This is a genomic window from Sphingorhabdus sp. (assembly GCF_041737645.1).
GTDB lineage: Bacteria > Pseudomonadota > Alphaproteobacteria > Sphingomonadales > Sphingomonadaceae > Sphingorhabdus_B.
The window spans coordinates 20,660-43,344 of the sequence record NZ_JBGSRI010000063.1 but is presented as its reverse complement, the minus strand read 5'-3'; the positions used below and the strand labels follow the sequence as shown (position 1 = coordinate 43,344).

At 56.8% G+C, this 22,685-nt stretch carries 23 protein-coding genes; 8 read left to right on the top strand and 15 right to left on the bottom strand.

The genetic code is table 11. The features are described from left to right. The first annotated feature begins 32 nt into the window (after positions 1-32). A complete protein-coding gene (locus tag ACEW72_RS12065; protein ID WP_373476636.1) occupies positions 33-1,295 on the top strand; it encodes a NupC/NupG family nucleoside CNT transporter in 1,263 nt (420 codons plus the stop codon). A gap of 36 nt (positions 1,296-1,331) precedes the next feature. Here ACEW72_RS12065 and mutS read toward each other — a convergent pair whose 3' ends face one another. Next, entirely contained in the window at positions 1,332-3,938 is a 2,607-nt protein-coding gene (gene mutS, locus ACEW72_RS12060; RefSeq protein ID WP_373476635.1) for a DNA mismatch repair protein MutS, read from the bottom strand. 104 nt (positions 3,939-4,042) lie between these two features. Between mutS and ACEW72_RS12055 the strand changes: the two genes are divergently transcribed. Further along, positions 4,043-6,304, top strand: a complete 2,262-nt coding sequence (locus ACEW72_RS12055) for an NADP-dependent malic enzyme (RefSeq protein ID WP_373476634.1) — start codon at positions 4,043-4,045, stop codon at positions 6,302-6,304. 26 nt (positions 6,305-6,330) lie between these two features. Here ACEW72_RS12055 and ACEW72_RS12050 read toward each other — a convergent pair whose 3' ends face one another. Continuing rightward, entirely contained in the window at positions 6,331-6,804 is a 474-nt protein-coding gene (locus tag ACEW72_RS12050) for an outer membrane protein assembly factor BamE (RefSeq protein WP_373476633.1), read from the bottom strand. Between the two features lie 112 nt (positions 6,805-6,916). Between ACEW72_RS12050 and ACEW72_RS12045 the strand changes: the two genes are divergently transcribed. The 3 genes from ACEW72_RS12045 to ACEW72_RS12035 are packed head-to-tail and all read left to right on the top strand — an operon-like array spanning position 6,917 to position 8,574. Next, a complete protein-coding gene (locus tag ACEW72_RS12045) occupies positions 6,917-7,441 on the top strand; it encodes a ubiquinol-cytochrome C chaperone family protein (RefSeq protein WP_373476632.1) in 525 nt (174 codons plus the stop codon). Next, positions 7,435-7,965: a DUF177 domain-containing protein gene (locus ACEW72_RS12040; protein WP_373476631.1), complete on the top strand. Its 531-nt coding sequence runs from the start codon at positions 7,435-7,437 to the stop codon at positions 7,963-7,965. The genes ACEW72_RS12045 and ACEW72_RS12040 overlap by 7 nt, the downstream gene beginning before the upstream one ends. Before the next feature lie 6 nt (positions 7,966-7,971). Beyond that, positions 7,972-8,574, top strand: coding sequence for a CDP-alcohol phosphatidyltransferase family protein (locus ACEW72_RS12035; RefSeq protein ID WP_373476630.1), 603 nt, complete (start codon positions 7,972-7,974; stop codon positions 8,572-8,574). Here the strand turns inward: ACEW72_RS12035 and ACEW72_RS12030 are convergent. From ACEW72_RS12030 to ACEW72_RS12000, 7 genes are read right to left on the bottom strand one after another with little or no spacing between them, the layout of a single operon-like run. After that, the gene (locus ACEW72_RS12030; RefSeq protein ID WP_373476629.1) at positions 8,571-10,031 is read right to left on the bottom strand and encodes an NAD(P)/FAD-dependent oxidoreductase; all 1,461 of its coding nucleotides are present in this window, start codon (positions 10,029-10,031) and stop codon (positions 8,571-8,573) included. The two genes, ACEW72_RS12035 and ACEW72_RS12030, sit on opposite strands and share 4 nt — an antisense overlap. Next, complete coding sequence (locus ACEW72_RS12025) at positions 10,024-10,701, bottom strand: TVP38/TMEM64 family protein (RefSeq protein WP_373476628.1); 678 nt, start codon at positions 10,699-10,701, stop codon at positions 10,024-10,026. Before ACEW72_RS12025 ends, ACEW72_RS12030 begins: the two co-directional genes overlap by 8 nt. A gap of 46 nt (positions 10,702-10,747) precedes the next feature. Next, complete coding sequence (ssb, locus tag ACEW72_RS12020) at positions 10,748-11,230, bottom strand: single-stranded DNA-binding protein (protein ID WP_373476627.1); 483 nt, start codon at positions 11,228-11,230, stop codon at positions 10,748-10,750. A 39-nt stretch (positions 11,231-11,269) separates the two neighbouring features. Further along, on the bottom strand, positions 11,270-13,123 hold the full coding sequence (locus ACEW72_RS12015) for a ferrous iron transporter B (RefSeq protein WP_373476626.1): 1,854 nt from the start codon (positions 13,121-13,123) through the stop codon (positions 11,270-11,272). Then, positions 13,120-13,362, bottom strand: a complete 243-nt coding sequence (locus ACEW72_RS12010) for a ferrous iron transport protein A (protein ID WP_373476625.1) — start codon at positions 13,360-13,362, stop codon at positions 13,120-13,122. The genes ACEW72_RS12015 and ACEW72_RS12010 overlap by 4 nt, the downstream gene beginning before the upstream one ends. A 48-nt stretch (positions 13,363-13,410) precedes the next feature. Beyond that, positions 13,411-14,076 (bottom strand): COQ9 family protein, encoded by a 666-nt coding sequence (locus ACEW72_RS12005; RefSeq protein ID WP_373476624.1) that lies wholly within the window; start codon positions 14,074-14,076, stop codon positions 13,411-13,413. A gap of 38 nt (positions 14,077-14,114) precedes the next feature. Next, positions 14,115-14,987, bottom strand: coding sequence for a DMT family transporter (locus tag ACEW72_RS12000; protein WP_373476623.1), 873 nt, complete (start codon positions 14,985-14,987; stop codon positions 14,115-14,117). Positions 14,988-15,060: 73 nt separating this feature from the next. On the opposite strand from ACEW72_RS12000, the gene ACEW72_RS11995 reads away from it, so the two are divergent. From ACEW72_RS11995 to ACEW72_RS11985, 3 genes are all read left to right on the top strand, one after another. Continuing rightward, entirely contained in the window at positions 15,061-16,155 is a 1,095-nt protein-coding gene (locus ACEW72_RS11995) for an alkene reductase (RefSeq protein ID WP_373476622.1), read from the top strand. A 5-nt stretch (positions 16,156-16,160) separates the two neighbouring features. Continuing rightward, on the top strand, positions 16,161-16,952 hold the full coding sequence (locus tag ACEW72_RS11990) for a sterol desaturase family protein (protein WP_373476621.1): 792 nt from the start codon (positions 16,161-16,163) through the stop codon (positions 16,950-16,952). A gap of 76 nt (positions 16,953-17,028) precedes the next feature. After that, the gene (locus ACEW72_RS11985) at positions 17,029-18,966 is read left to right on the top strand and encodes a DUF3604 domain-containing protein (protein WP_373476620.1); all 1,938 of its coding nucleotides are present in this window, start codon (positions 17,029-17,031) and stop codon (positions 18,964-18,966) included. Between the two features lie 26 nt (positions 18,967-18,992). Here the strand turns inward: ACEW72_RS11985 and ACEW72_RS11980 are convergent, their stop codons facing one another. The 6 genes from ACEW72_RS11980 to dnaQ all read right to left on the bottom strand — a co-directional run bounded on the left by ACEW72_RS11980 (position 18,993) and on the right by dnaQ (position 22,674). Beyond that, positions 18,993-19,505: an MmcB family DNA repair protein gene (locus ACEW72_RS11980; protein ID WP_373476619.1), complete on the bottom strand. Its 513-nt coding sequence runs from the start codon at positions 19,503-19,505 to the stop codon at positions 18,993-18,995. Positions 19,506-19,586: 81 nt separating this feature from the next. Next, the gene (locus tag ACEW72_RS11975) at positions 19,587-20,309 is read right to left on the bottom strand and encodes a cell wall hydrolase (RefSeq protein ID WP_373476618.1); all 723 of its coding nucleotides are present in this window, start codon (positions 20,307-20,309) and stop codon (positions 19,587-19,589) included. Positions 20,310-20,476: 167 nt separating this feature from the next. Next, positions 20,477-20,821: a DUF1491 family protein gene (locus ACEW72_RS11970; protein WP_373476617.1), complete on the bottom strand. Its 345-nt coding sequence runs from the start codon at positions 20,819-20,821 to the stop codon at positions 20,477-20,479. Beyond that, entirely contained in the window at positions 20,818-21,285 is a 468-nt protein-coding gene (locus ACEW72_RS11965; RefSeq protein WP_373476616.1) for a PTS sugar transporter subunit IIA, read from the bottom strand. Before ACEW72_RS11965 ends, ACEW72_RS11970 begins: the two co-directional genes overlap by 4 nt. A gap of 90 nt (positions 21,286-21,375) precedes the next feature. Beyond that, the gene (gene hpf, locus ACEW72_RS11960) at positions 21,376-21,951 is read right to left on the bottom strand and encodes a ribosome hibernation-promoting factor, HPF/YfiA family (RefSeq protein WP_373476615.1); all 576 of its coding nucleotides are present in this window, start codon (positions 21,949-21,951) and stop codon (positions 21,376-21,378) included. 12 nt (positions 21,952-21,963) lie between these two features. Further along, positions 21,964-22,674 carry a DNA polymerase III subunit epsilon gene (gene dnaQ / locus ACEW72_RS11955; RefSeq protein WP_373476614.1) on the bottom strand — a complete coding sequence of 237 codons (711 nt, stop codon included), beginning with the start codon at positions 22,672-22,674 and terminating at the stop codon, positions 21,964-21,966. Positions 22,675-22,685: the final 11 nt, after the last annotated feature.

Below are 22,685 nucleotides of genomic sequence, written 5' to 3'. Positions count from 1 at the left end.
TGAGGTCTAAATAACTCAGGGTCGGGGATATTATGCAGATTTTGATGAGCCTTGCAGGCATGGTTGTAATTTTGGCCATCGCGGTTTTGCTGTCGTCAAACCGCCGCGCCATCAAATTTCGTGTCGTCGGCGCCGCCTTCGCACTGCAGGCCAGCCTTGCCGCGCTTGTTCTTTATGTCCCCTGGGGCAAAACGGTTCTGGGTTTTATGTCGAACGGCGTGTCCAATCTGCTCGGTTATGCCGGCGAAGGAACACGGTTCATTTTCGGGCCGTTAGCTTCGCCCGAAATTGGCGGGAACAGCTTTGCCATAGCGGCCTTGCCGGTCATCATCTTCTTCGCGTCGTTGATTTCGATCCTCTATTATCTGGGTATCATGCAATATGTGATCCGCTGGATCGGCGGTGGATTGCAGAAGATTACCGGCATTTCGAAGGTTGAAAGCCTATGCGCGGCGGCCAATATCTTTGTTGGCCAATCGGAATCGCCGTTGGTTATCCGGCCCTATCTGGCAGGATTAAAGCCCGAACAATTATTCTGCGTCATGACCGTCGGCATGGCAGGCGTCGCTGGCACTATCCTTGCGGCCTATGCCTCCATGGGCATCCGCATCGACTATCTGCTCGCCGCCGCCTTCATGTCGGCGCCGGGCGGTATCTTGATGGCCAAGCTGATGATGCCCGATGTCCCGCCCATGCCCATTAGCGAAGGCGATCCGGCACTCGCCAATCCGCATCCGGATGACGAACCCGTCATGGTCCATGATGACGAAGAAAAGCCGGCCAACATCATTATGGCCGCTACCCAGGGTGCACAAACCGGCGTCAAGCTTGCGGTGGCAGTAGGCGCTATGGTGCTGGCTTTTGTCGCTCTGGTTGCTTTGGCTAACGGTATATTAGGTGGAATTGGTGGCTGGTTTGGTCAGCCCGAACTTAGTTTCCAACAAATTGTTGGCTATGTATTTGCCCCACTCATGTTTCTATTGGGCGTTCCTTGGAACGAAGCCATCCAGGCAGGTGGACTTTTCGGCACCAAAATCGTTCTGAACGAGTTTGTTGCTTTCATTGAACTTGGGGCAGCCAATACGCTGTCGGCCTCTACCGTTGCCATCGTAACCTTCGCGCTATGCGGCTTTGCCAATATCCTCTCCGTCGCGATCCAGATCGCCATAACCGGCGGATTGGCGCCCAACCAACGTCCAATAATCGCAAAGCTCGGCCTCAAAGCCTTGGCGGCAGGATCGCTATCCAACCTGATGAGTGCGGCACTGGCTGGGCTTTTCCTCAGCCTGGCGTAATTGATTTCACCTCCGGTAACTGCGTTACAAGCAAAGTTACGCCTCTCCAGCTGCACGCTTTAGGTCGTAGAGCAGATCAAGCGCAGCCCTTGGACTCAGCGTATCGATGTCGAGGCCCGTCAGTTTTTCGCGCAAGACATCGACCTTGGCTTCGGCGGCATCCAGCGCTGCGCTAAACAATGGCAGGTCGCCGAGGCCAGCCGCCAGCCCGCCGGTTTCGGCACGCCCTTTTTCGAGTTTGGCCAGCACCGTCTGCGCGCGCGCAATAACGGGCGGCGGCAGTCCGGCCAGTTTCGCGACGGCAATCCCATAGCTGCGATCCGCCGGACCATTTGCCAGTTCATGTAACAAGACAAGATCGCCCTTATATTCCTTTGCGCGCACATGGTGGAGCGAGAGCGCATCGAGGCTGTCGGCGAGCCGGGTCAGTTCGTGATAATGTGTGGCAAACAAGCAGCGACAGCGGTTGGATTCGTGAATGCCCTCCACTACGGCCCAGGCAATGGCAAGTCCGTCATAAGTGGATGTGCCTCGCCCAACCTCGTCCAGAATCACAAAGCTGCGCGGGGTCGCCTGCGCCAAAATGGCGGCGGTTTCGACCATTTCGACCATGAAAGTCGACCGGCCCCGCGCCAGATTGTCGGACGCCCCGACGCGGCTGAACAGTCGGTCAACCAACCCCAGCCGGGCCAAAGTCGCAGGGACATAGCTGCCCGATTGCGCCAACAAAACGATGAGCGCATTTTGCCGCAGGAATGTTGATTTGCCCCCCATATTGGGGCCGCTAACCAGCCACAGGCGGCGGTCCGGGGCAAGGGTGCAATCATTGGCGATAAAGCGGTCGCCTGACTTGGCGAGCGCGCTTTCCACAACCGGATGGCGGCCGCCTTCGATGTTTAACTCTGCTGAATCGATGAAAACCGGACGGCACCAGCCGCCTTCTGCCGCACGTTCGGCGAGCGCTGAGGCAACATCGATCCGCGCCAGCGTATCGGCGCTCGCTGAAATCGCCTCCCGGCGATCAAGCACATGGGTGATCAATTCCGCCAGATGCGCCGCTTCTGCTACTAGCGCGTGGCCTACGGCCTGCGTGATGCGGATCGCCTCTTCATGTAGTTCGGGCGAATTGAACCGCACCGCACCGGCCATTGTCTGACGATGGGTGAATCCGGTTCCGGGGGCCATCAGCGTATCGCCGTGTTTGGCCGGCACCTCGACAAAATAGCCCAACACAGCGTTGTGGCGGATTTTTAGTGCAGCGATTCCTGTTGCGTCGCGATATCTGGCCTCCAGCTGGGCAATGGCTTGACGCCCATCACGCCCCGCCAGCCGCAGGGCATCGAGCGCCGCATCATAACCTTCAGCGATATACCCCCCCTGTCCGGTATCGGTCGGCGGCGCAGCGACCAGCGCGCGGGTGAACAGATCGACCATTGCCCCATGCCCGTCGAGCGTGGGCAGCAATTGATCGAGCAAATCGGGCCGGTCGTCCATCGCGCCCAGCCGCTCGCGCAAATTGCGTGCGCCCGACAGCCCATCGCGGATTTGCCCTACATCACGCGGGCTACCCCGTCCTGCAACCACGCGGCCCAACGCCCGGGCAATGTCAGGCAACTGGCGTAGCGTGGTACGGATGGCCTCGCGCAACAATGGCGTATCGTTGAACCATTGTACCAGCGATAATCGGGCTTCTATCTTTTCTTTGTGCATCAAAGGCGCGGCGAGATCCGCTGCCAACTGCCTTGCCCCCGCGCCGGTAATCGTGCGATCTATTTCAGCAAGTAACGACCCGGCCCGTCCGCCCTTGGTCCCATTGTTGATTTCCAGACTGTCGCGGGTTGCCTGATCAATTAGCAAATGGTCATGCACTTCGCGGCGCAAAGGCAATTTCAAAAAGGGCATTTTGCCCTGACCTACATGGTCGAGATAGGCGAGCAAGCCCCCCGCAGCGGCCAGCTCGGCACGGCCCAAAGGACCAAAAGGTTCGAGCGTGGGCAGCATGAAATGCCGTTTCAAACGATCTTCGCCCGACAGGCTGTCAAATTCGGCTACTGGGCGAAGTATCGCGCCGAACGGGGCACTTTCAAATCCTTCGGCAGCAACAATTTCACTAGCCGCCAACCGCGCCAATTCGGCTTCCAAGGCACCGTGCGGCACGGTTACCAGCTCAAAATGGCCCGTCGATATGTCGGCGGCCGCAATACCGATGGCATCGCCGACCAAAGCCAGCGCGACCAACATATTCGACGCCCAACTGTCGAGAAGGCTATCCTCAGTCAGCGTCCCTGCGGTGACAAAGCGGATGATGTCGCGCGCGACCAGTGTTTTGGACCCGCCGCGTGCCTTTGCCGCCTCTGGACTTTCGGTCTGTTCGGCTATCGCAACGCGATGCCCGGCCTTTATCAAGCGCGCTAGATAGCCTTCTGCCGCGTGGACCGGAACACCGCACATGGGAATGGGCCGTCCGTCATGTTCACCGCGTGAAGTAAGCGCAATGTCGAGCGTCGCCGATGCCTTGCGCGCATCGTCAAAGAACAGCTCGAAAAAATCCCCCATCCGGTAGAAGAGAAGGCAGTCGTCTGCCTTGGCCTTCAGACCCAAATATTGCACCATCATCGGTGTCGGTTTGCCATCCCCTGCCATATTCGATGTGCGTTAGCGAACGATAGGCGTCGGGGCAATGCTTGCCCTTGCTTCATCAGCGCGTTAGGGATGGGTCAGGTTATGAAAAAGGGCGAGTGCAAAGTATGAACGACAGTGACGTCCAACTGACCGCACAAGAAGCCCTTGATTTCCATTCACAGGGACGCCCCGGCAAAATCGAAATTGTGGCGACTAAGCCAATGGCGACACAGCGCGACCTGAGCCTTGCCTATTCGCCCGGTGTCGCGGTTCCGGTCCAGGCCATTTATGATGATCCGTCGACCGCCTATGACTATACCGCCAAAGGCAATCTGGTAGCGGTCATTTCAAACGGCACCGCAATTCTGGGCATGGGCAATTTGGGCGCGCTCGCCTCCAAACCCGTCATGGAGGGCAAAGCGGTCCTGTTCAAACGCTTTGCCGATGTGGATTCCATCGATATTGAAGTGAATACCGAAGATGTCGACCGCTTCATCGACGCGGTCGAACTGTTAGAGCCTACCTTTGGCGGCATCAACCTTGAAGATATTGCTGCACCATCCTGCTTCATTATCGAACAGACCTTGCGCGAGCGCATGAACATTCCGGTGTTCCATGATGACCAGCACGGGACCGCTATCATTGCGGCGGCCGGGCTGATCAACGCATGTGAGCTGACCGGCCGCTCGCTAAAGGACGTCAAGGTCGTTTGTAATGGCGCAGGTGCGGCGGCAATTGCCTGCACCGAGCTGATCAAGGCAATGGGCGTTCCGCATGACAATGTTATCATGTGTGATCGTACTGGTGTCATTTATCAGGGTCGCACCCAGGGGATGGACCAGTGGAAATCGGCCCATGCGGCAAAAACCAGCACGCGCACGCTGGCCGAGGCCATTGTCGGTGCCGATGTATTCCTCGGCCTGTCGGCGGCCAATGCACTCAGCTCCGATATGGTCAAAACCATGGCCGACCAGCCCATTATCTTTGCCATGGCAAACCCTGATCCCGAAATTTCACCCCCGGTTGCGCGTGCTGCCCGCCCCGATGCAATCATCGCGACTGGCCGGTCGGATTTTCCCAATCAGGTCAACAATGTCCTGTGCTTCCCCTTCCTGTTCCGCGGCGCACTCGATGTCCGGGCGACGACAATTAACGAGCCTATGAAAATTGCGGCGGCCAATGCATTGGCCCAGCTCGCGCGTGAAACAGTGCCCGAAGAAGTTGCCGCAGCCTATGGCGGGATGTCGCATAAATTTGGCCGTGACTACATAATTCCATCGCCCTTTGATCCGCGGTTGATGGAGATTGTTGCCTCGGCAGTTGCCAAAGCGGCAATGGATTCAGGCGTAGCGCAAAAGCCTATCGCCGACATGGTGGCTTATCGCGCCGAATTGCGCGCGCGCCTTAACCCCACCACATCAGTGCTAACACAGGTTTATGAAGCCGCACGCGCCAAGCCGAAGCGCGTCATTTTTGCCGAGGCGGAGGAAGATGTTGTTCTGCGTGCGGCGGTTCAATTCAAACAGGACGGCTATGGCATCCCTGTACTTGTGGGTCGGGATGCACGAGTCAAAGAAATGCTTCGAGAGCTGGGCGCCGATGCCGAGGATTATGAAATCCACAATAGTGCACAAAGTCCGCTGGTCGAAAAAATGGTCGACCGCTTGTATATCCGACTGCAACGACGCGGCTTTTTACGGCGCGATATCCAGCGCATGGTCAACCGCGACCGAAATATTTTTGGCGCGCTTTTGCTGCAAATGGACCAGGCCGATGCCATGATTACGGGCGTCACACGCACATTTGGGCAAACATTGCGTGAATTGCGTCGTGTTCTCGATTCCAAAAAAGGCGAGATACCGTTCGGCATTCATGTCATGGTTGGAAAGACGCACACGGTGTTTATCGCCGATACAACAGTAAACGAACGGCCGAGTGCCGAAGAACTGGCACATATCGCCGAAAAAACTGCTGTGGTCGCGCGGCGTATGGGGCACATCCCCCGGGTTGCCTTTTTATCCTTTTCGACATTTGGAAATCCGCACGGGACATGGCTTAATAACATTCGCGACGCCGTGGCTTTACTCGATGCCCGACGGCCAGACTTTGAATATGAAGGCGACATGCCGCCCGATGTCGCGCTTAATCCGGCGTTGATGAAAAATTACCCCTTTTGCCGCCTTTCCGGTCCCGCCAATGTGTTGATTATGCCGGGATTGCAATCCGCCAATCTGTCGGCGAAATTATTGCGCGAATTGGGCGGTGATCGCGTTATCGGACCAATGCTGATCGGCATGGAACGCCAGATTCAGGTTGCGACAATGGCTTCAAGCACCAGTGATCTTGTTACTTTGGCAGTGCTGGCCGCAGCAGCAGTCACGGAATAACAATCCGCCGTTAAAAGGTATGGACCCTAATTCGGACTGTTCGGTGTGCTGCCTTGGCCGCTGCCAGCGCCGACTGAACCGATATTCCCGAAAACTTCTTCAAAGAAGCTTTTGTTACGTCCCAAGGTAGGCGTTTTATCCCCTTCAGGGCTGATGTTAGAAATCAGTTCTTTTCCGGTTTGCGAGACCGAAGCCACATTTCCGGACTGGTCGAAGCGAACCTTCAACACGAATTGAGACGTTGCGTTTGGCTGGGCAAAAGCAAGCTGACGGGTGTCGCGGGCATAATAATACCAGTCATTTGTGTCGAACTGGCCGACAAATGTAGGCCGGCCAAGCGAAGCCTGAACCGATTCCTTGTTATCAACACCCGGCTGTACGGAAGCCAATAATGTCTGGTCACCAATATAACCCTGATGCGCGCGCAGGCGGGTACAACCGGACGTCATTACCACACTGGTAACAAGCGCGCCCAGGACCATGATTTGCGACTTGGACATAAACTTCTCCGCTATTGCACGAAACTAAGGCTTTGCCATTGCATCCTTGGCACGCAAGATCAATATGCAATGGCAGATGAATACTGAATGAGTAGAATGGAAAAGCGGGCACATGAATTTTTGGAATAAATTATTTGGACCAACGCAGGCTGACCCGAAACTCGATCTTATCCCGCTTTATAACCAGATCGTCGCCAATGCCCGCACGCCGCATTGGTATGAAGCAGGGCAGGTGCCAGATAGCATTGATGGCCGTTTCGACATGATCGCGGCGCTGTTTTCTGTTGTTTTGCTGCGGCTTGAACAAGATAGCGCGCAGGCCCAGAATATGGCCCATCTGACCGAGGTTCTGGTTGACGACATGGATGGGCAATTGCGCGAAGTTGGCATAGGCGACATGATTGTCGGCAAACATATCGGCAAGATCATGGGCGCGATCGGCGGTCGGATTACCGCATTCCGTGAGGCGTTTGCCGATACCCGGCAGCTAGATGACGTAATAACGCGCAATATCTATCGCGGTGCGACAGTTGATAAAGAGGCAATAGCCCATGTCAGACACAGCCTCATCGTATTCGAACAGGCTTTGGCAAAAGTTTCGACAGATGATTTGGCGGCAGGCAAAGCTATATGGTGACGAGCAACGAATTTAGCCATGAGTTGAAGATATCTGAATTGGGCGGGCAAATGCGGAGCATCCATTTGTCCGCCGACCCCGTATCCCGCGCAGCATTGGCAAAACGCTTCGATCTCGCGGCGCTAGAAAGTCTCGATGCTGATGTGACGATCACCACGGTCGGGACAGATATTGTCGCAACAGGCCAACTCACCGCAAAACTGGACCAGATCTGCGTCGCAACACGTGAACCTGTTCCGGTAAATATCTCGGAAAAGATATCCATACGGTTCATTCCCGAACCGCATGTCGACGAGGAAGCTGAATTTGAGCTCGCCGCCGAGGATTGCGATGTGATGTTTCACGATGGCCAGTTGATCGACCTTGGCGAAGCCGTCGCGCAATCGCTTGGTCTGGCGATTGACCCTTATCCACGCAGTTCCGACGCCGACGTCTTGCTAAAAGCGGCAGGTGTAAAAGGTGAGGATGAATCCGGTCCGTTCGGCGTGCTTGCCTCGCTAAAGGAAAAGCTCGCAAAGAAATGACGCGCAATGTTTGACTCGCAACTGCGCCGTTTGGTCGATAGGCCATTGAATGTGGTGGCGGTTCGCGTGGCACGCGCAGGCTTGTCGGCAGATTCCCTTACATTAGCAGGCGCTTTGGTCGCTATTGCCGCCGCGCTGGCCATATTCGGAAACCATATGACGCTTGCGATCGCGTTTATTGCTGCCAACCGGGTACTAGATGGCCTGGATGGCGCGGTCGCGCGCATCAATGGACCGACTGCATGGGGCGGCTATCTCGACAGTCTGGCAGACTATGTGTTTTACGTTTCGGTTCCCGTGGCCTTCGGCCTTGCCACCCCCGCGCACCTTGTCCCAGCTCTAATATTGATTGCAAGCTTCACACTTACAGCAGTGAGCTTCCTCGCTTATGCCGCGATTGCCGCAAACCAGATGAAAGACGAATACGGCCCGGATCGAAAGGCTTTCTTATATTCCGCAGGCCTTATGGAAGGCGGAGAAACAATACTGTTTTTCCTGCTGTTTTGTGTATTCCCCGAATATTTTCCGGAACTTGCGTTGGCTTTCGCCGCTCTTTGCATCGCGACAATAACCCAGCGTATTGCTATTGCCGCCAAACATTTCAATTAACCCCGCCGCCAGCGGAACCAGCGTTCGGCCCATTTGAGCAAACCCAACGGTTTGCGGGCAAGGCCGTATTGGCCGGCCGCATATTTGGTGGCTTCGGACCAGGTGGGATAGGGGTGGATGGTTGCCAATATCTTGCGAAGGCCCAGTTGGTGCTTCATCGCAAAGGTGATTTCGGTCAATATTTCCCCGGCATGTTCGCCGATAACGGTCGCCCCCAATATCCGGTCGCTGCCGGTGGCGGTCAGGATTTTGACGAAACCCGCCCGCTCCCCTTCGGCAATGGCGCGGTCAAGATCATCCAGATCATAACGTGTCACATCAAAGGCAACGCCTTGCCTGGTCGCTTCCACCTCGGTCAGTCCCACCGCGGCCAGTTCGGGTTCTGTGTACGTGACCCGCGGCAGAACGCGGTAATCGGCGCGGTATTTCTTGAACGGACGGGCGAGTGCATTAACGCTTGCATACCAGGCCTCGTGCGATCCGCCATGGGTCAGTTGCTGTTTGCCCGCGACATCGCCCGCACACAGGATATGCGGTATGTTGGTCTGCAAAAATCCGTCGACCGGCAATTTGCCATCGATGACCAACCCCAATTCTTCAAGGCCGAAGCCCGCAATGCGCGGCTGGCGGCCCACAGCGATAAGCACATCATCATAGGCAAGCGCCCGTTCGCCCTGTGGCCCTTCTACGATCAGGGATTTGCCCGGTTCAAAGCGGGCCGCTTTATGTCCGGTTAGAATCTCTACTCCATCGGCATGCAAGCGTTCGGTCACCAACGCCGCAGCGTCAGCCTCTTCCTTGAGCAACAGCCGTTCAGCCATTTCGACCAATGTCACCTGCGACCCCAGCCGCTGGAAGGATTGCGCCAATTCGCATCCGATTGGCCCGCCGCCCAATATGACCAGCCGTTTCGGTGCTGCCGGACGTTTGGCAAATTCGTCCCACAAGGTTTCGCTGGTCAGATAACCGCTGCCATCGACGCCCGGTAAAGGCGGGATCAGCGGCGCGGCACCGGTCGCTATCACAAAGGATTGCGCGGTCAGCCGTTCTTTCCCGTCAATTTCGACGGTCCAAGGGTCGATGAAACGGGCGTAACCCTTCATACAATCAACGCCAAGACCGGTGAAGCGTTCGACACTGTCATGCGGTTCGATTGCCGTTATGACGTCGCGGATCCGCTGCATGACCACGGGGAAATCAATGGTCGGGGCGGACGTTTTGATGCCAAAGCGCGCCGCGTCCGAAACCAGATGCGCCACCCGCGCGCTTTTGATGAGCGCCTTGGACGGGACGCATCCGGTGTTGAGGCAATCGCCACCCATGGCATGCGCCTCGATCAAAGTGACCTTGGCTTGGGCAATCGCAGCGATATAGGCCGACACCAGACCAGCGGACCCCGCGCCGATGACGATCAGGTTGCGGTCAAACCGCTTTGGCTTGGTTCCTGAATTAGCCACGACGCCGGTTCACAAATGCAATCAGGCCCTTGGCCGCCCAAGGGAACAGCGCCAGCAATATGAAAGACCCAATCAGCATTGGCGACAATAGGCCGGCGGTCGATTCAATCTGGCTGATCTGGGTACCGGCGTTCACAAAGACAATGGTGCCAGCAAGCATCCCCAATTGGCTGACCCAAAAAAAGGTCCATGTCCGGATTCGGGTGAGCCCCATCAAAAGATTGATGACGAAAAAGGGAAAGACCGGAATCAGGCGCAGGGTGAACAGATAAAAGGCCCCGTCCTTGGCCAAGCCGTCGTCGATGGCCTTTAGCCGTTCGCCGAATTTCGACTGGACCCAGTCGCGCAGGACATAGCGCGACCCCAGAAAGGCGAGCGTCGCGCCGATCGTCGAGGCGAATGAGACAAGGATCGTTCCAAGCACAAGCCCGAAAAGCGCCCCTGCAATCAGCGTCATGATCGCCGCGCCCGGTATGGAAAGCCCGGTGACCGCGACATAGATCAGGAAGAAACCGGCAATATACAGCGCCGGTTGTGCATTTTTTGCCGCAAGGATTTCGGCCTGTTGCGCCTTGAAATTTTCGAGGCTGAGATACTGGCCGAGATCAAAGACAAAATAGGCCACCAATGCCGACAGCGCCAATAGAACCAACAAAGCCTTTTTCATCATTGTCCCTGTTCGATCAACATGGCAGTCCGGTTAGCGGCTTCTATTTTCAAAACGGAACGTCGTCGTCGAGGTCATTGTCAAAATCACCGCCGCCAAAGCCGGATGAACCCCCGCTCCAATTGCCGCCGCCTTGACCGGACTGACCACCGCCCTGGCCGCCACCGCCAGAACCGCCGCGTGCTCCATCGAGCATCACCAGCTTGCCGTCGAAACCGGCCACCGATATTTCGGTGGTATAGCGGTCATTGCCGGATTGATCCTGCCATTTGCGGGTGCGTAGCTGACCCTCGATATAAACTTTGCTGCCCTTTTTCAGAAACCGCTCGGCCACGCCGACCAGTCCGTCGCTTTGCAGGACGACGCTATGCCATTCGGTGCGCTCTTTCTTTTCGCCGGTGGTGCGGTCTTTCCAGTCTTCGGACGTGGCGATACGTAAATTGCAGATGCGTCCGCCATTTTGGAAGGATTTCACCTCTGGGTCCGCGCCCAGATTGCCGACGATTATTACTTTATTGACGCTACCCGCCATGTTCCTGCCCTCTAATTTTCATATTGATATTGGCTGTTGCTATAAGCCGAAGGAGACCGCTGTCCAATAGGTTATGCCCGCCGCCACATAGGCGAGGGCAAAAAGATAGCTGACCATGAAAATCGGCCATTTCCAGCCATTGGTTTCGCGCCGCGTCACCGCGATTGTGGAAATACATTGCGGGGCAAAAATGAACCACGCCAAAAAGGCCAAGGCGGTGGCCAACGACCATTTGGCGGCTAATTTGGGGCCCAGGCTCATCGCGGCCTGCTCTTCATCGGTGGCATCAATGGCATAAGCGGTGCCAAGTGCGGAAACCGCAACTTCACGCGCAGCCATTGCCGGAATAAGCGCAAGAGCGATATCGTGATTGAAACCGATCGGGCGAACAACAGGTTCAATTACATCGGCGATATGCCCTGCAATCGAATATTCGACCTGGCTTTCGCTGCTGCCGACAGGGACTTTGGGGAAGCTGAGCAGCGCCCATAATATAATGGACGCCACAAAAATTATGGTGCCCGCGCGGCGCAGGAATACCCAGGCACGCTGCCACAAGCCAAGCGCAATGTCGGTAAGACGTGGCATTTGATAGCGTGGCATTTCGATCAGGAAACTGCTGCTGCGGCTTTGCGTTACAAAACGCTGGATAACCGCCGCCGCCAGCATCGCACCAACGATGCCGAACAGATAAAGCGCCAAAAGCACCAGCCCTTGCAACCCGATTCCAGGGCCAATGCTCTGCGCCGGAATGAATGCGCCGATAATCAGGGTATAGACCGGCAGACGCGCCGAACATGTCATCAACGGTGCGATCAAAATCGTCGCCAGCCGTTCTTTCTGGTCCATGATGCTGCGCGTCGCCATGATGCCGGGAATGGCGCAAGCAAATGAGGACAGCAGCGGGATGAAGCTATGTCCCGACAGGCCAACGGCCGCCATCATGCGGTCCATGACGAAGGCGGCGCGAGTCATATAGCCGGTCGCTTCGAGCAATAATATAAAGAGGAACAATATCAGGATCTGGGGCAGGAACACCACCACCGAGCCGACCCCTGCAATGACCCCGTCGGTCAGGAAAGACCGCAATAGGCCATCGGGCATCTGCCCGTTAATAGCGTCCGTAAGTAACGCAAATCCAGCTTCGATCCAGCCGATGGGGGCTTCGGACCAACCGTACACTGCCTGAAACATCACAAACAGTAGCCCCAGCAAAATGGCCACGCCGCCTATCGGGTGCAGCAATATGGCATCAAGCCGCCTTGTCCATTGCCGTCCTTGCGTTTCGTTGAGGATGGCGCGCTTGGCGATCCGGTGGGCGCGTTCGGTGATCTGTTTACGGTTTTCCGGCGCATCGGCCTCGGATGGTCTGGGTTTTGAAAGCGATTCGGCCAACATGATCAGCAGCCGGTCCAGACCGCGCTTGCGAACTGCGACTGTCGACACCACCGGAACGCCCAATTCATCCGCCAGCACATTGGGGTTGATTTCCAGCCCGTCACGTTCCGCAAGGTCAACCATGTTAAGGGCGATAACGACTGGAAGTCCTTGCCCGATTAGTTCAATCGCAAAACGCAAATGATTGTCGAGATTGCCTGCGTCGACCACGATGACCAATGCATCGGGGCGGCGTTGCCCGGGAAATTTGCCGAGCACGACATCGCGGGTGACCGCCTCGTCCAGACTGTCGGGTTGCAAGCTATAGGCGCCGGGCAGATCAAGCATCTCGACCGGACGGCCATCGGGCAACGCGGTGCGCCCTGATTTACGTTCCACCGTCACGCCGGGATAGTTGGCGATTTTCTGGCGCGCGCCCGTAAGCGCGTTGAACAGCGAACTTTTGCCGCTGTTCGGATTGCCGACCAGCGCAACCAGCGGCGGCGTTCCGCTCACAGTGTCAACTCACAGAAAATGGCCGAAGCGACCTTGCGCCGCATCGCAATCCGCATGCGACCCACGCGTACCGCTATCGGGTCGCGCCACAGCAATATTCCTTTGTGCAATGCCTCGACCTCAACGCCCTCTTCCAGCCCGAGTGAACGCAAACGATGGCCTTCGCCTTCGGGAATCGCAGCCCAATTTATGGTCTGCACCCTTGCATTGCGGTTAAGCGGGAGGTCGTCTAATTGCACAGGTGGTATTTGCAACCGATTCGCAATAACATCAAGTGCTATTCGTTTTCAGGCAGGATAACGCAGGCGCCCGATGAAGCGTGAGAGGCTGGGGACATAGTCCTTACGTGCGCGCGCTTGTGCCTTTACCTTTTCAAACTGCATCACATTGTCGATCCGCCGGTCAAGAAAGGCGCGGGTGTCGTCACAATCAGGGCTTTCGTCATTAACGAACACGCTGAGCGTGCTGCCATAGACGGCGGAAAGTGTCGCCCTTTTGGTATAGTGGTTGAAATCGCTGGCGGTGTCCCCTGCCAGACGCCACATCCGGTCAGCCGAGCGCCAGCCGATTTTCGCCGCACGCACGAGATTTTGCGGCATCGCCATGATCGCCATTGCGCGGCGTAGCGCTTCACGGTCGGGGTTCATAATCTCCAGCCGCGTCGCCAATAATGCGGTGATGCGGTCGCGGATTTTCATCGCGTTGAGCTTTTCCGCAGGCAAACGGCGCGCCAGTTCGAGATCGACCGACTCGATCCAGCCATCAACCATCGCCATGGCGTCTCCCTTGAACGCCAACGAGGCGACATCCGGGTCAAGGCCCAGCTCCGCCGCAGAAGATTCCACCGCCGCCGCGCTCCACCCGTCAAAGGCCGCGTTACAAGCGATGCGGGGGGCCAATGCGGCGCGAATTTCATCCAATGTTGGATCTTCAGCAAGGGTCGGTTCGGTCATATCGGAAATGTAGGCGCTCGCGGGGGCGAAGAAAAGCCCTATTGCTTTCGCACCAGCACCAAAGCCGCCATAACCAAAAGGCTGCCGGTAAAATCGAGCATGGTCATCGCTTCGCCAAAGGCAAACCAACCCGCCGCCGCCGACAATGCCGGTTGCAGTAGCAACGCCAGCCCGATGACAAGCGGGGTGAAATGCGGCAGGGCATAAGTAAGGCAACCCTGCCCCAGAAATTGCGAGGTAAAGGCGAGCAACAGCACCGGCCACCAGACGGTCGGAAATATCTGCTCGCCTGCAAACAATGCCGCAGGCAGCAGGACAAGCGCAGCGACCGTGCTGGCCATGGCCAGAGCCCCCCAGCTTTCGGTATTTTCCCGTACCTGCATCATCATCAACAAATAGACCGTGTACGTCAGCCCGGCGCCAAGGCACAAAAGATCGCCTGCGAAATGGACGGGCGACAGTTCGAGGCTTTGGCTCATCAGCAGGGCTGCACCAACAAACGCCAGCACCACGGACACGATCTGCCACTTCCCGGGTAGCTTCCGCGCCACCACCACCCCGTAAATCACCAGCAGCAGACTGGCGCAATTGGCGAAAAGCGTGGCGTTGCCCAGTTTGGTCTGGAAAATACCGATATGCCAGGCGATGATGTCGATCCCGAAAAACACGCCGGCAATAAGGACGAAAACAAAGGTCTGCGGCCGCACCGTCGACAGGCGAAACCCGAATCGATGGCCGACCAGAAACAGGAAGGGAGTGGCCAGCGCCAAACGCCAGAACCCCGTCGCAATCGGCCCGCTATCGGCATAGCGCACAAGCAGGGGGCCAAAGGCAATGGCGATATTTCCGGCGATCAGCGCCAGAAAAGCCAAAGCTTTGGGGCTTATCTGATGGAAAATCTTTGTTGGCATAAACCCCCGTTGCAATTTGCAACGCTTATCCGCATCTTGGCTGCAAACCAAAGCCTTAATGACAGGAAGATTTATGACTGCAACTTTGTTCGATCCCATCCAGCTAGGCGCAATTTCAGCGCCCAACCGCGTGCTGATGTCCCCACTGACCCGCGGGCGCAGCAGCACCGGCCATGTGCCCGTTTCCGAATTGAAGGCTGAATATTACAGCCAGCGCGCCAGTTCGGGCCTGATCATTGCCGAAGCCACCGGCATTTCGCAGGAAGGTCTGGGCTGGCCATCGGCACCGGGTGTGTGGAACGATACGCAGGTCGCGGCGTGGAAGCCGATAACCGAGGCGGTGCATGAAGCGGGCGGGCGCATCATCCTGCAATTGTGGCATATGGGCCGTCTGGTCCATCCGGATTTTCTGGGCGGGGCGCAACCGGTATCGTCATCGGCGACCACTGCGCCAGGCGACGCGCACACCGCCGAGGGCAAAAAGCCCTATACCGAGGCCCGCGCACTTGAAACATCCGAGATTCCACGCATTGTCGAGGAGTATGTCAACGCCGCCAAAAACGCGATAGCGGCCGGATTTGATGGCGTACAGATTCACGGCGCCAACGGCTATCTGATCGACCAGTTCCTGCGCGATAATTCAAATTTCCGGACCGACCAATATGGCGGCCCGATCGAGAACCGCATTCGTTTGCTTCGCGAAGTAACGCAAGCCGTGGTCGATGCCGTCGGGTCCGACCGCACATCCGTGCGCCTGTCGCCCAACGGTGAGACCCAAGGCGCAGATGACAGCGACCCCGTAGCCTTGTTCACCGCCGCCGCCGCCGCGTTACAGGATATCGGTATCGCCTTCCTCGAACTGCGCGAAGTAAAGCCATATGGCAATTTCGGCCGGACCGACGTGCCCCGCGTTTCCCCGCATATTCGCGAGGTATTCAAGGGGCCGCTAGTCCTGAACCAGGAATATACACGCGAGCTGGCCGACGCCGATCTCGCTTCGGGCCTTGCCGACGCAATCAGCTTTGGACGACCCTATATTGGCAACCCGGATCTTGTCGAACGGCTGCGCGTCGGGGCGGAATTGACGCCGGATAATTACAAGACATGGTATTCACCTGGCGCGGAAGGCTATACCGACTATCCGTTCCTTGAAAGCGCGGACGCGTAAAGGCCATGATCGAGGCGGGGCTGGGCCTTTATGCGATAGCCATCCCCGCCGCGATGCTGGCGCTGATGTCAGTGACGGAATGGCTGTGGCCCCGGCGCAATCTGGTCCTTGGCCGCACCCCACGCTGGCTTACCCATGTGCTGTTCTTCCTGACCAATGCCGTTGTTGGCCGGATATTGTCTATGGTCGTGGTGGTTGGCAGTGCCGCGGTCTGGGCCGATACACACGATTTTGGCCTCTTTAACCAGACAGTCTGGCCTTGGTGGGCGGAGGCATTACTGGCCTTCATCCTGCTTGATCTGGCCGTTTGGGCTCAGCATCTGTCGATGCACCGGTCGGGATTTTTGTGGGCCATGCACAAGGTCCACCATAGCGACCGCGATCTGGATGCAACAACGGCGTTGCGTTTCCACCCCTTTGAACTGATTGTTTCTACATTGTTCAAATCGGCCTGTGTCGCCTTGCTGGGGGTGCCGGTGTTGGTCGCGTTGGCCTTTGAACTTTGGCTGAATTGCAACGCACTTTTCAACCACAGCAATATTCGCCTGCCGCACCAAATAGACCGGATTATACGCGCTATTCTTGTGACACCCGACATGCATTTGGTGCATCACAGCACCAATGTCGCCGAACAGAACCGCAATTTCGGATTTGCCTTGACTTGGTGGGACCGGTTATTTGGGACCTATGCCGATGAATCGGCGATGGGCCGTGACCATCAAACAATCGGACTGACCGAAGCGGAGGACAATCGTCCCGCGCGCTATCTGTGGAGTATGAAGCTGCCCATGACGTAGCGTCATCTGGAACCCCCCCGTAAGCTATTGACGCATCCGGAAATCCGGCGCAGTTTTCCGGTGGGGAGAGCGATATATGGCCAAAAAGCGCGTTATTATTCTAGGGACTGTGGCGGTCATCGCTATCGGGGTCGGGTTGACCTATGGTTGGCGTCAGTGGCAGGAAAAAAGCGTCTTTGCCGATTCACGCTCAGCGCAATTGGTGTCGGATAAGGAGGTTACTTCGGGTCCGGCGATGAAGCTGTTGTGGGGCGACACCCATTTGCATACCGCCAATTCCATTGATGCCTTTGGTTTTGGTGTAAAGCTGGGGCCGGAAGAAGCGCTGCGTTTTGCCCGGGGGGAAGAAGTCACTTCCACCTGGGGGTTAAAGGCGAAGCTGGAACGACCGCTCGATTTTCTGGTCATTGCCGATCACTCCGGTGGGCTGGGCGCGACAAAAGCTTTGTATGACGCGCCGGGTTTCCTGATCCGCGACCCGACACTGCGCCGCTGGCACGACGAAATGCACAAGGGGCCCGAAGGTATGCAGCGGGTCACGGCGGAGCTGATCGATCGGGTCGGCCGCAATGATTTGCCAAAGTCGCTCACCGACCCCGAGCGCCAGCGCAAGACATCCACCAGCATCTGGACCGGCCAAGGCACCTTGGTCGAACGCTATAATGAACCGGGCAAATTCACCGCGTTCATGGGTTTTGAGTATACGTTGATGCCCGGCGGCAACAATCTACACCGCGTCGTCATGTTCCGCGACGGCAAAAGCCGCACCGACCAAGTGCTCCCTTATGATCCCGGGCAGGGCGACACGCCGATCAGCCAGCTGTGGGATTATATGGACAATTATGAAAAGCGTACCGGTGGCAAAGTGCTCGCCATTCCACATAACAGCAACCTGTCCAACGGCCTGATGTTCGAACTCGTCGGGCCGGGTGGCGGACCGATGACCGCCGATTATGCCCGCCGCCGCGCCGCCCGCGAACCGGTGGTGGAAATCACCCAGATCAAGGGCGATAGCGAGGCGCATCCGTTCTTGTCCCCCAATGACGAATTTGCAGGCTATGGCACAGCCGGTTGGGAATTGGGGAATCTGACGATGCAGGCGGCCAAAAAGCCGCAGGATTTCGCAGGTGAATATATTCGCGAGGCATTGAAGCGCGGGCTCGCCATCGAAGCAAAGACCGGCGTGAACCCTTACAAATTTGGTGTCATCGGGTCGACCGACAGCCATACCGCCCTTGCGACAGCCGATGAAGACAATTTTTTCGGCAAGCATTCCGGCGGCGAACCTGATGCAACGCGCGCATCCGAAGCCCAGAATCTTGGCACCCGTGAAGGACGCTTTGGCTGGCACTATCTCGCTGGTGGCTATGCCGCCGTGTGGGCGACCGCCAACACCCGTGCGGCCATTTTCGATGCGATGATGCGAAAGGAAATTTACGCCACCACTGGCCCGCGCATGACGGTCCGCTTCTTTGGCGGATGGGATTTCAGCGCTGGAGATTTCTCCGGAAACTGGGTGACGGCAGGCTATAAGCGCGGCGTACCGATGGGCGCAGACCTGAAGCCCGGCAAGGGAGCGCCAAGCTTCCTTATCTCCGCCCTCAAAGATCCGATGGGGGCCAATCTTGACCGGGTGCAGATGGTCAAAGGCTGGGTCGACGGATCCGGCCAGATGCAGGAAAAGATTTTCGATGTCGTCTGGGGCGACGCCGACACGCGCCCACGCGGGACCAATGGCAAGGTTCCGGCGGTAGGCGACACGGTCGATATCTCCAAGGCAAGCTATTCCAACAGCATCGGCGACCCCGAATTGCAAACGGTGTGGAGTGACCCCGAATTCGTCGCGAGCCAGAAAGCCTTTTATTATCTGCGCGTCCTCGAAATTCCCACCCCCCGCTGGGTTCTGTTCGATGCCATCCGTTATGGCGCAAAATTATTGCCCGGTACCGAGTTGAAATCGCAAGAACGGGCTTATTCGTCGCCGATCTGGTATAATCCGGCTAAGGTTGGGTGAGTTTTTGGGATAAGGAGCCCATAAGCTCACTCCACCTCGATCTCCGCAAATCGCGGGTCGGGATCGGCGATGCCCATCAAGCGGCGCATCGCGAGGCGGGCGAGGCGTTGGGTTTCCGTCTTGCGCCGGGCCGCCGCCAAGGGGACGAGCGCGGCGGGGCGGGCTATTTCGGCGTCATAGGCATCCGCGATGATGAGACCGGCGCGTTCGGGCATGAACGCATCCCCATGCAAAGGGCCGATGTCGAAACCTGCGGGGACGGCCCAGAAAAAGCGGTCACAAAAGTCGAGATATTCCGGCCATTTCTGGTCCCCCAACAGGTCAGCCCGGGCGCATTTGATTTCGACAATAATAATCTCGCCCTTGGCATTGATTCCCATCAGGTCTGCGCGCCGGTTGTTGCGTAACGACACCTCGGGCTGGACCATGATCTGGTTCCGCAGGAAAAGACGTGACACGCCGCGCGCCACCGCCGGGGCACCGCCCAAAAATACCTTTGGAGAGGGTTTCAAAGGGATGAGGGTTTCAGCATCTTCCATAGCAAAGCCCTAGAACGTATGCGGAACAAAATAAAGGCCCCTTTTCGGGGCCTCTATCTTTTCATGCTGTTTCGCCTACGATCAACGATAGAAAATATGGTTGTCGATTGACCCGATCCGCGTCAGCCGCCAGCCCGGCGACACATGGCGGGCGTGGAAGAATAAAGCGCCTTCAACCGGGCTTTTCCAGCTATCATTCAGCGCAATTCGGCTAATTGCAACGGCAGTGCGCCAATGCGTACTTGAAGTGGAGATGGGAGGCATGCCTCCACCACGGACAAAAGAAAATTGGCTTTTCTGATACACCACGCCGCAAAGCGTTTTCGGAAAGCGCCCCGACTGGGCGCGGGCGATGACGACGCGCGCGACGGCCAATTGACCGGCAAGCGATTCGCCCTTGGATTCAAAATAGATGGCGCCGGCAAGGCAGCGTTCTTCGCTATCCAACGGTTCGGATATGTCCTGCATGCGGACCAGTTCGGTTAGCGAGGAAGCGGAAACGCCTTTGTCGCGAACGTCGTCAGCGAAATTGGACTCGATTTCGGAGGTGTCTTCACCACCATTTCCGGGAATGAAGATGATATCACCATTTTCACCCAGCTTTGTCCGGACTTCACCATTTTTCAGGCGGTCGACATTTTGCTGGTCTGCCGCAATTTGGGCGGCGTCAATGACGATGGTTGTAGCGCCGAGCGCTGTGCTTTGGTCGTTACCAAAAGCAAAACCTGCATCAGCGGTCAACACGGCCGATACAAGGGTACAAGAAATGGCCACAACAGATGCAGCCCGAACAAATTTCAACATGTAACATACTATATTGCGGCGGCAGCAGCGGATGAGCGTCTAATATTTTGCCTTAGCTCTTCGTTTGTTGCATCCGACTCGCGTGTTTGCCCGGTCACCCCATTTGTGCCCCGCATGACAACCTTCGCTTCTCGATGCCGGCCCATTTATTGTGCGGCGCAGCACAGTCAAGAGTCGGCGGCCAAAAGTCCGTCCAACCGTTCTGTCGACGCGACGTCCAGTTCCAAAACCCATAAATCAGGGTCACGCCGGGTGCGTGTTTTCCAATATTTTGTGATCTCCGCATCTTCAGCCAAAAGTGATAGTGTTACGCGGTGCCATGTTAATGAGCCGTCCAGCGCGGGATAGCGTTCAAAAAGGACTGGATCGCGTCCCTTTATCTGGCCGACAAGCAGGATTGCGCCCGAAGTCGGGTCGCCCTTGTGCAATAATGTGGCAAAGCCACCATCGGCTTCGGTGAGTTTTTGTAACGCCGAAATTCGAAGCTGGCTGGTTAGCCGTGGCTCAGTCAAGCCGCGTCGCGCTCTTCAGACAAAGTTAGCAGGGCGAACATTGCATCGGAATCGGCGGCGCCTCGCAATTGGGTCCGGAACTTCTCATCCCGAAACAGGCGCGAAACCTCCGCCAAAGCGCGCAAGTGCGATGCCCCGTCTTGCGCTGGTGACACCAGCGCACAGACTAGATCGACAGGTTCATCGTCGACAGCATCATAATCAACAGGCTTGGCAAGGCGTGCAAATACCGCGACCGGCATATCAATGCCCGACACCTTGCAATGCGGAATAGCCGTGCCGCCGCCAAAGCCCGTCGGGCCCAGCCGTTCGCGTTCAACCAAACCGTCAAGAACGGCGTCAGCATCCAGCATATAATTTTCTGCGGCTATGATCGAAAGGCGTGCCAATACATCGGATTTGCTGGTGCAAACCAGATTCGCGACAACGGCCCCTTCGACGAGCCTGGTGGAAATTCGAATCATATCTTGTTCAATTACAATCGACCCGGGGCCGCGTGGCAAACCCCAAATATCTGAATAAGTTTACATATCTGTTAAGATTTTAGCCGAATTCTAAGGTACGGATTTTGGTTCAACCCACCCGATCGTGCCGTCTTCGCGGCGGTAAACCATATTATGGCGGCCAGTGCCAGTGTTTTTAAACAACAGTGCCGGTGTGTTTCGCAAATCCATTAGCATCACAGCATCCGAAACGGTGGATTCAGGGATGTCCACACTCATTTCCGCAACGATGACAGGCGCGTCAGGGGGCGGCACATCTTCAGTGAAATCGCCGCCATCAAATACTGTATAGGCCGCTTCTTCTTCGCGCAGCGCGTGGGCGGACTGGGCATGGCGGTCCTGAAGGCGGCGCATATAACGGCGCAACTGCTTTTCAATCCGGTCTGCTGCCTGGTCAAGCGCGACATGCGCGTCCTGCGCCTCGCCCCGGCCTTTCAGCACCAGCCCTTGCATCACATGCATGACGATATCGCTTGTAAAGCGTTCGTGCGGACCACGGCCAAATGTGGCGTGCGACGACAGTGCCTTGGAAAAATATTTACCGGCGATCGCATTCAGCCGCTTTTCGACATGGCTCTGTAACGCTTCACCGGTTTCGACCTGATGCCCTGAAACCCTGATATCCATAGCCTAACTCCTTCATTTAAGCGCCGACCCGGTTTCGAGCCAAAGCGCATCCTTGATTTTACTGATAAATTCGCTGTGCCGTTCCAGTTCCTGTGCGGAGGCGCTGTGCGGGCGCGGTTCGCGATAGGGTTTTGAAATTTCGGACAGGAGGGTCTGGGCACCGGTCGTCACCTGATCCGCGCCGCCATTATCGACCAGGCCAAGACCAATTTGCCGCCCGCCGGTCAGTTCTATGTAAAGATGCGCCAATAATTCGGCGTCGAGCAATGCGCCATGTTTGACCCGGTGGCTCCGATCAATGCCATAGCGCGTGCACAAGGCATCAAGGGAGAGCTTTGCTCCCGGATGCTTGACCCGCGCCAGCGCCACCGTATCGACCATCCGCCCCATATCCACAGTGGCCTGACCGCAAAGCTGCAATTCGGTATTGAGAAAGCCGAAATCGAAACTGGCATTATGCGCAACAAGCGGACTGTCACCCAGAAAAGCGAGCAATTCCTCCGCCTTGTGCGCGAACAGCGGTTTGTCCGACAAAAATCTGTCCGACAGGCCGTGCACCTGTTCAGCGGCGGGCGGCATCGGACGTTGTGGGTTGAAATACGCGTGGTAAGTTACGCCCGTCATCACCCGGCCGACCATTTCGATGCACCCTATCTCCACAATCCGATCCCCAGTCAGAGGATCAAAGCCGGTCGTTTCGGTATCGAAAATAATCTCACGCATTCTGTCTATGA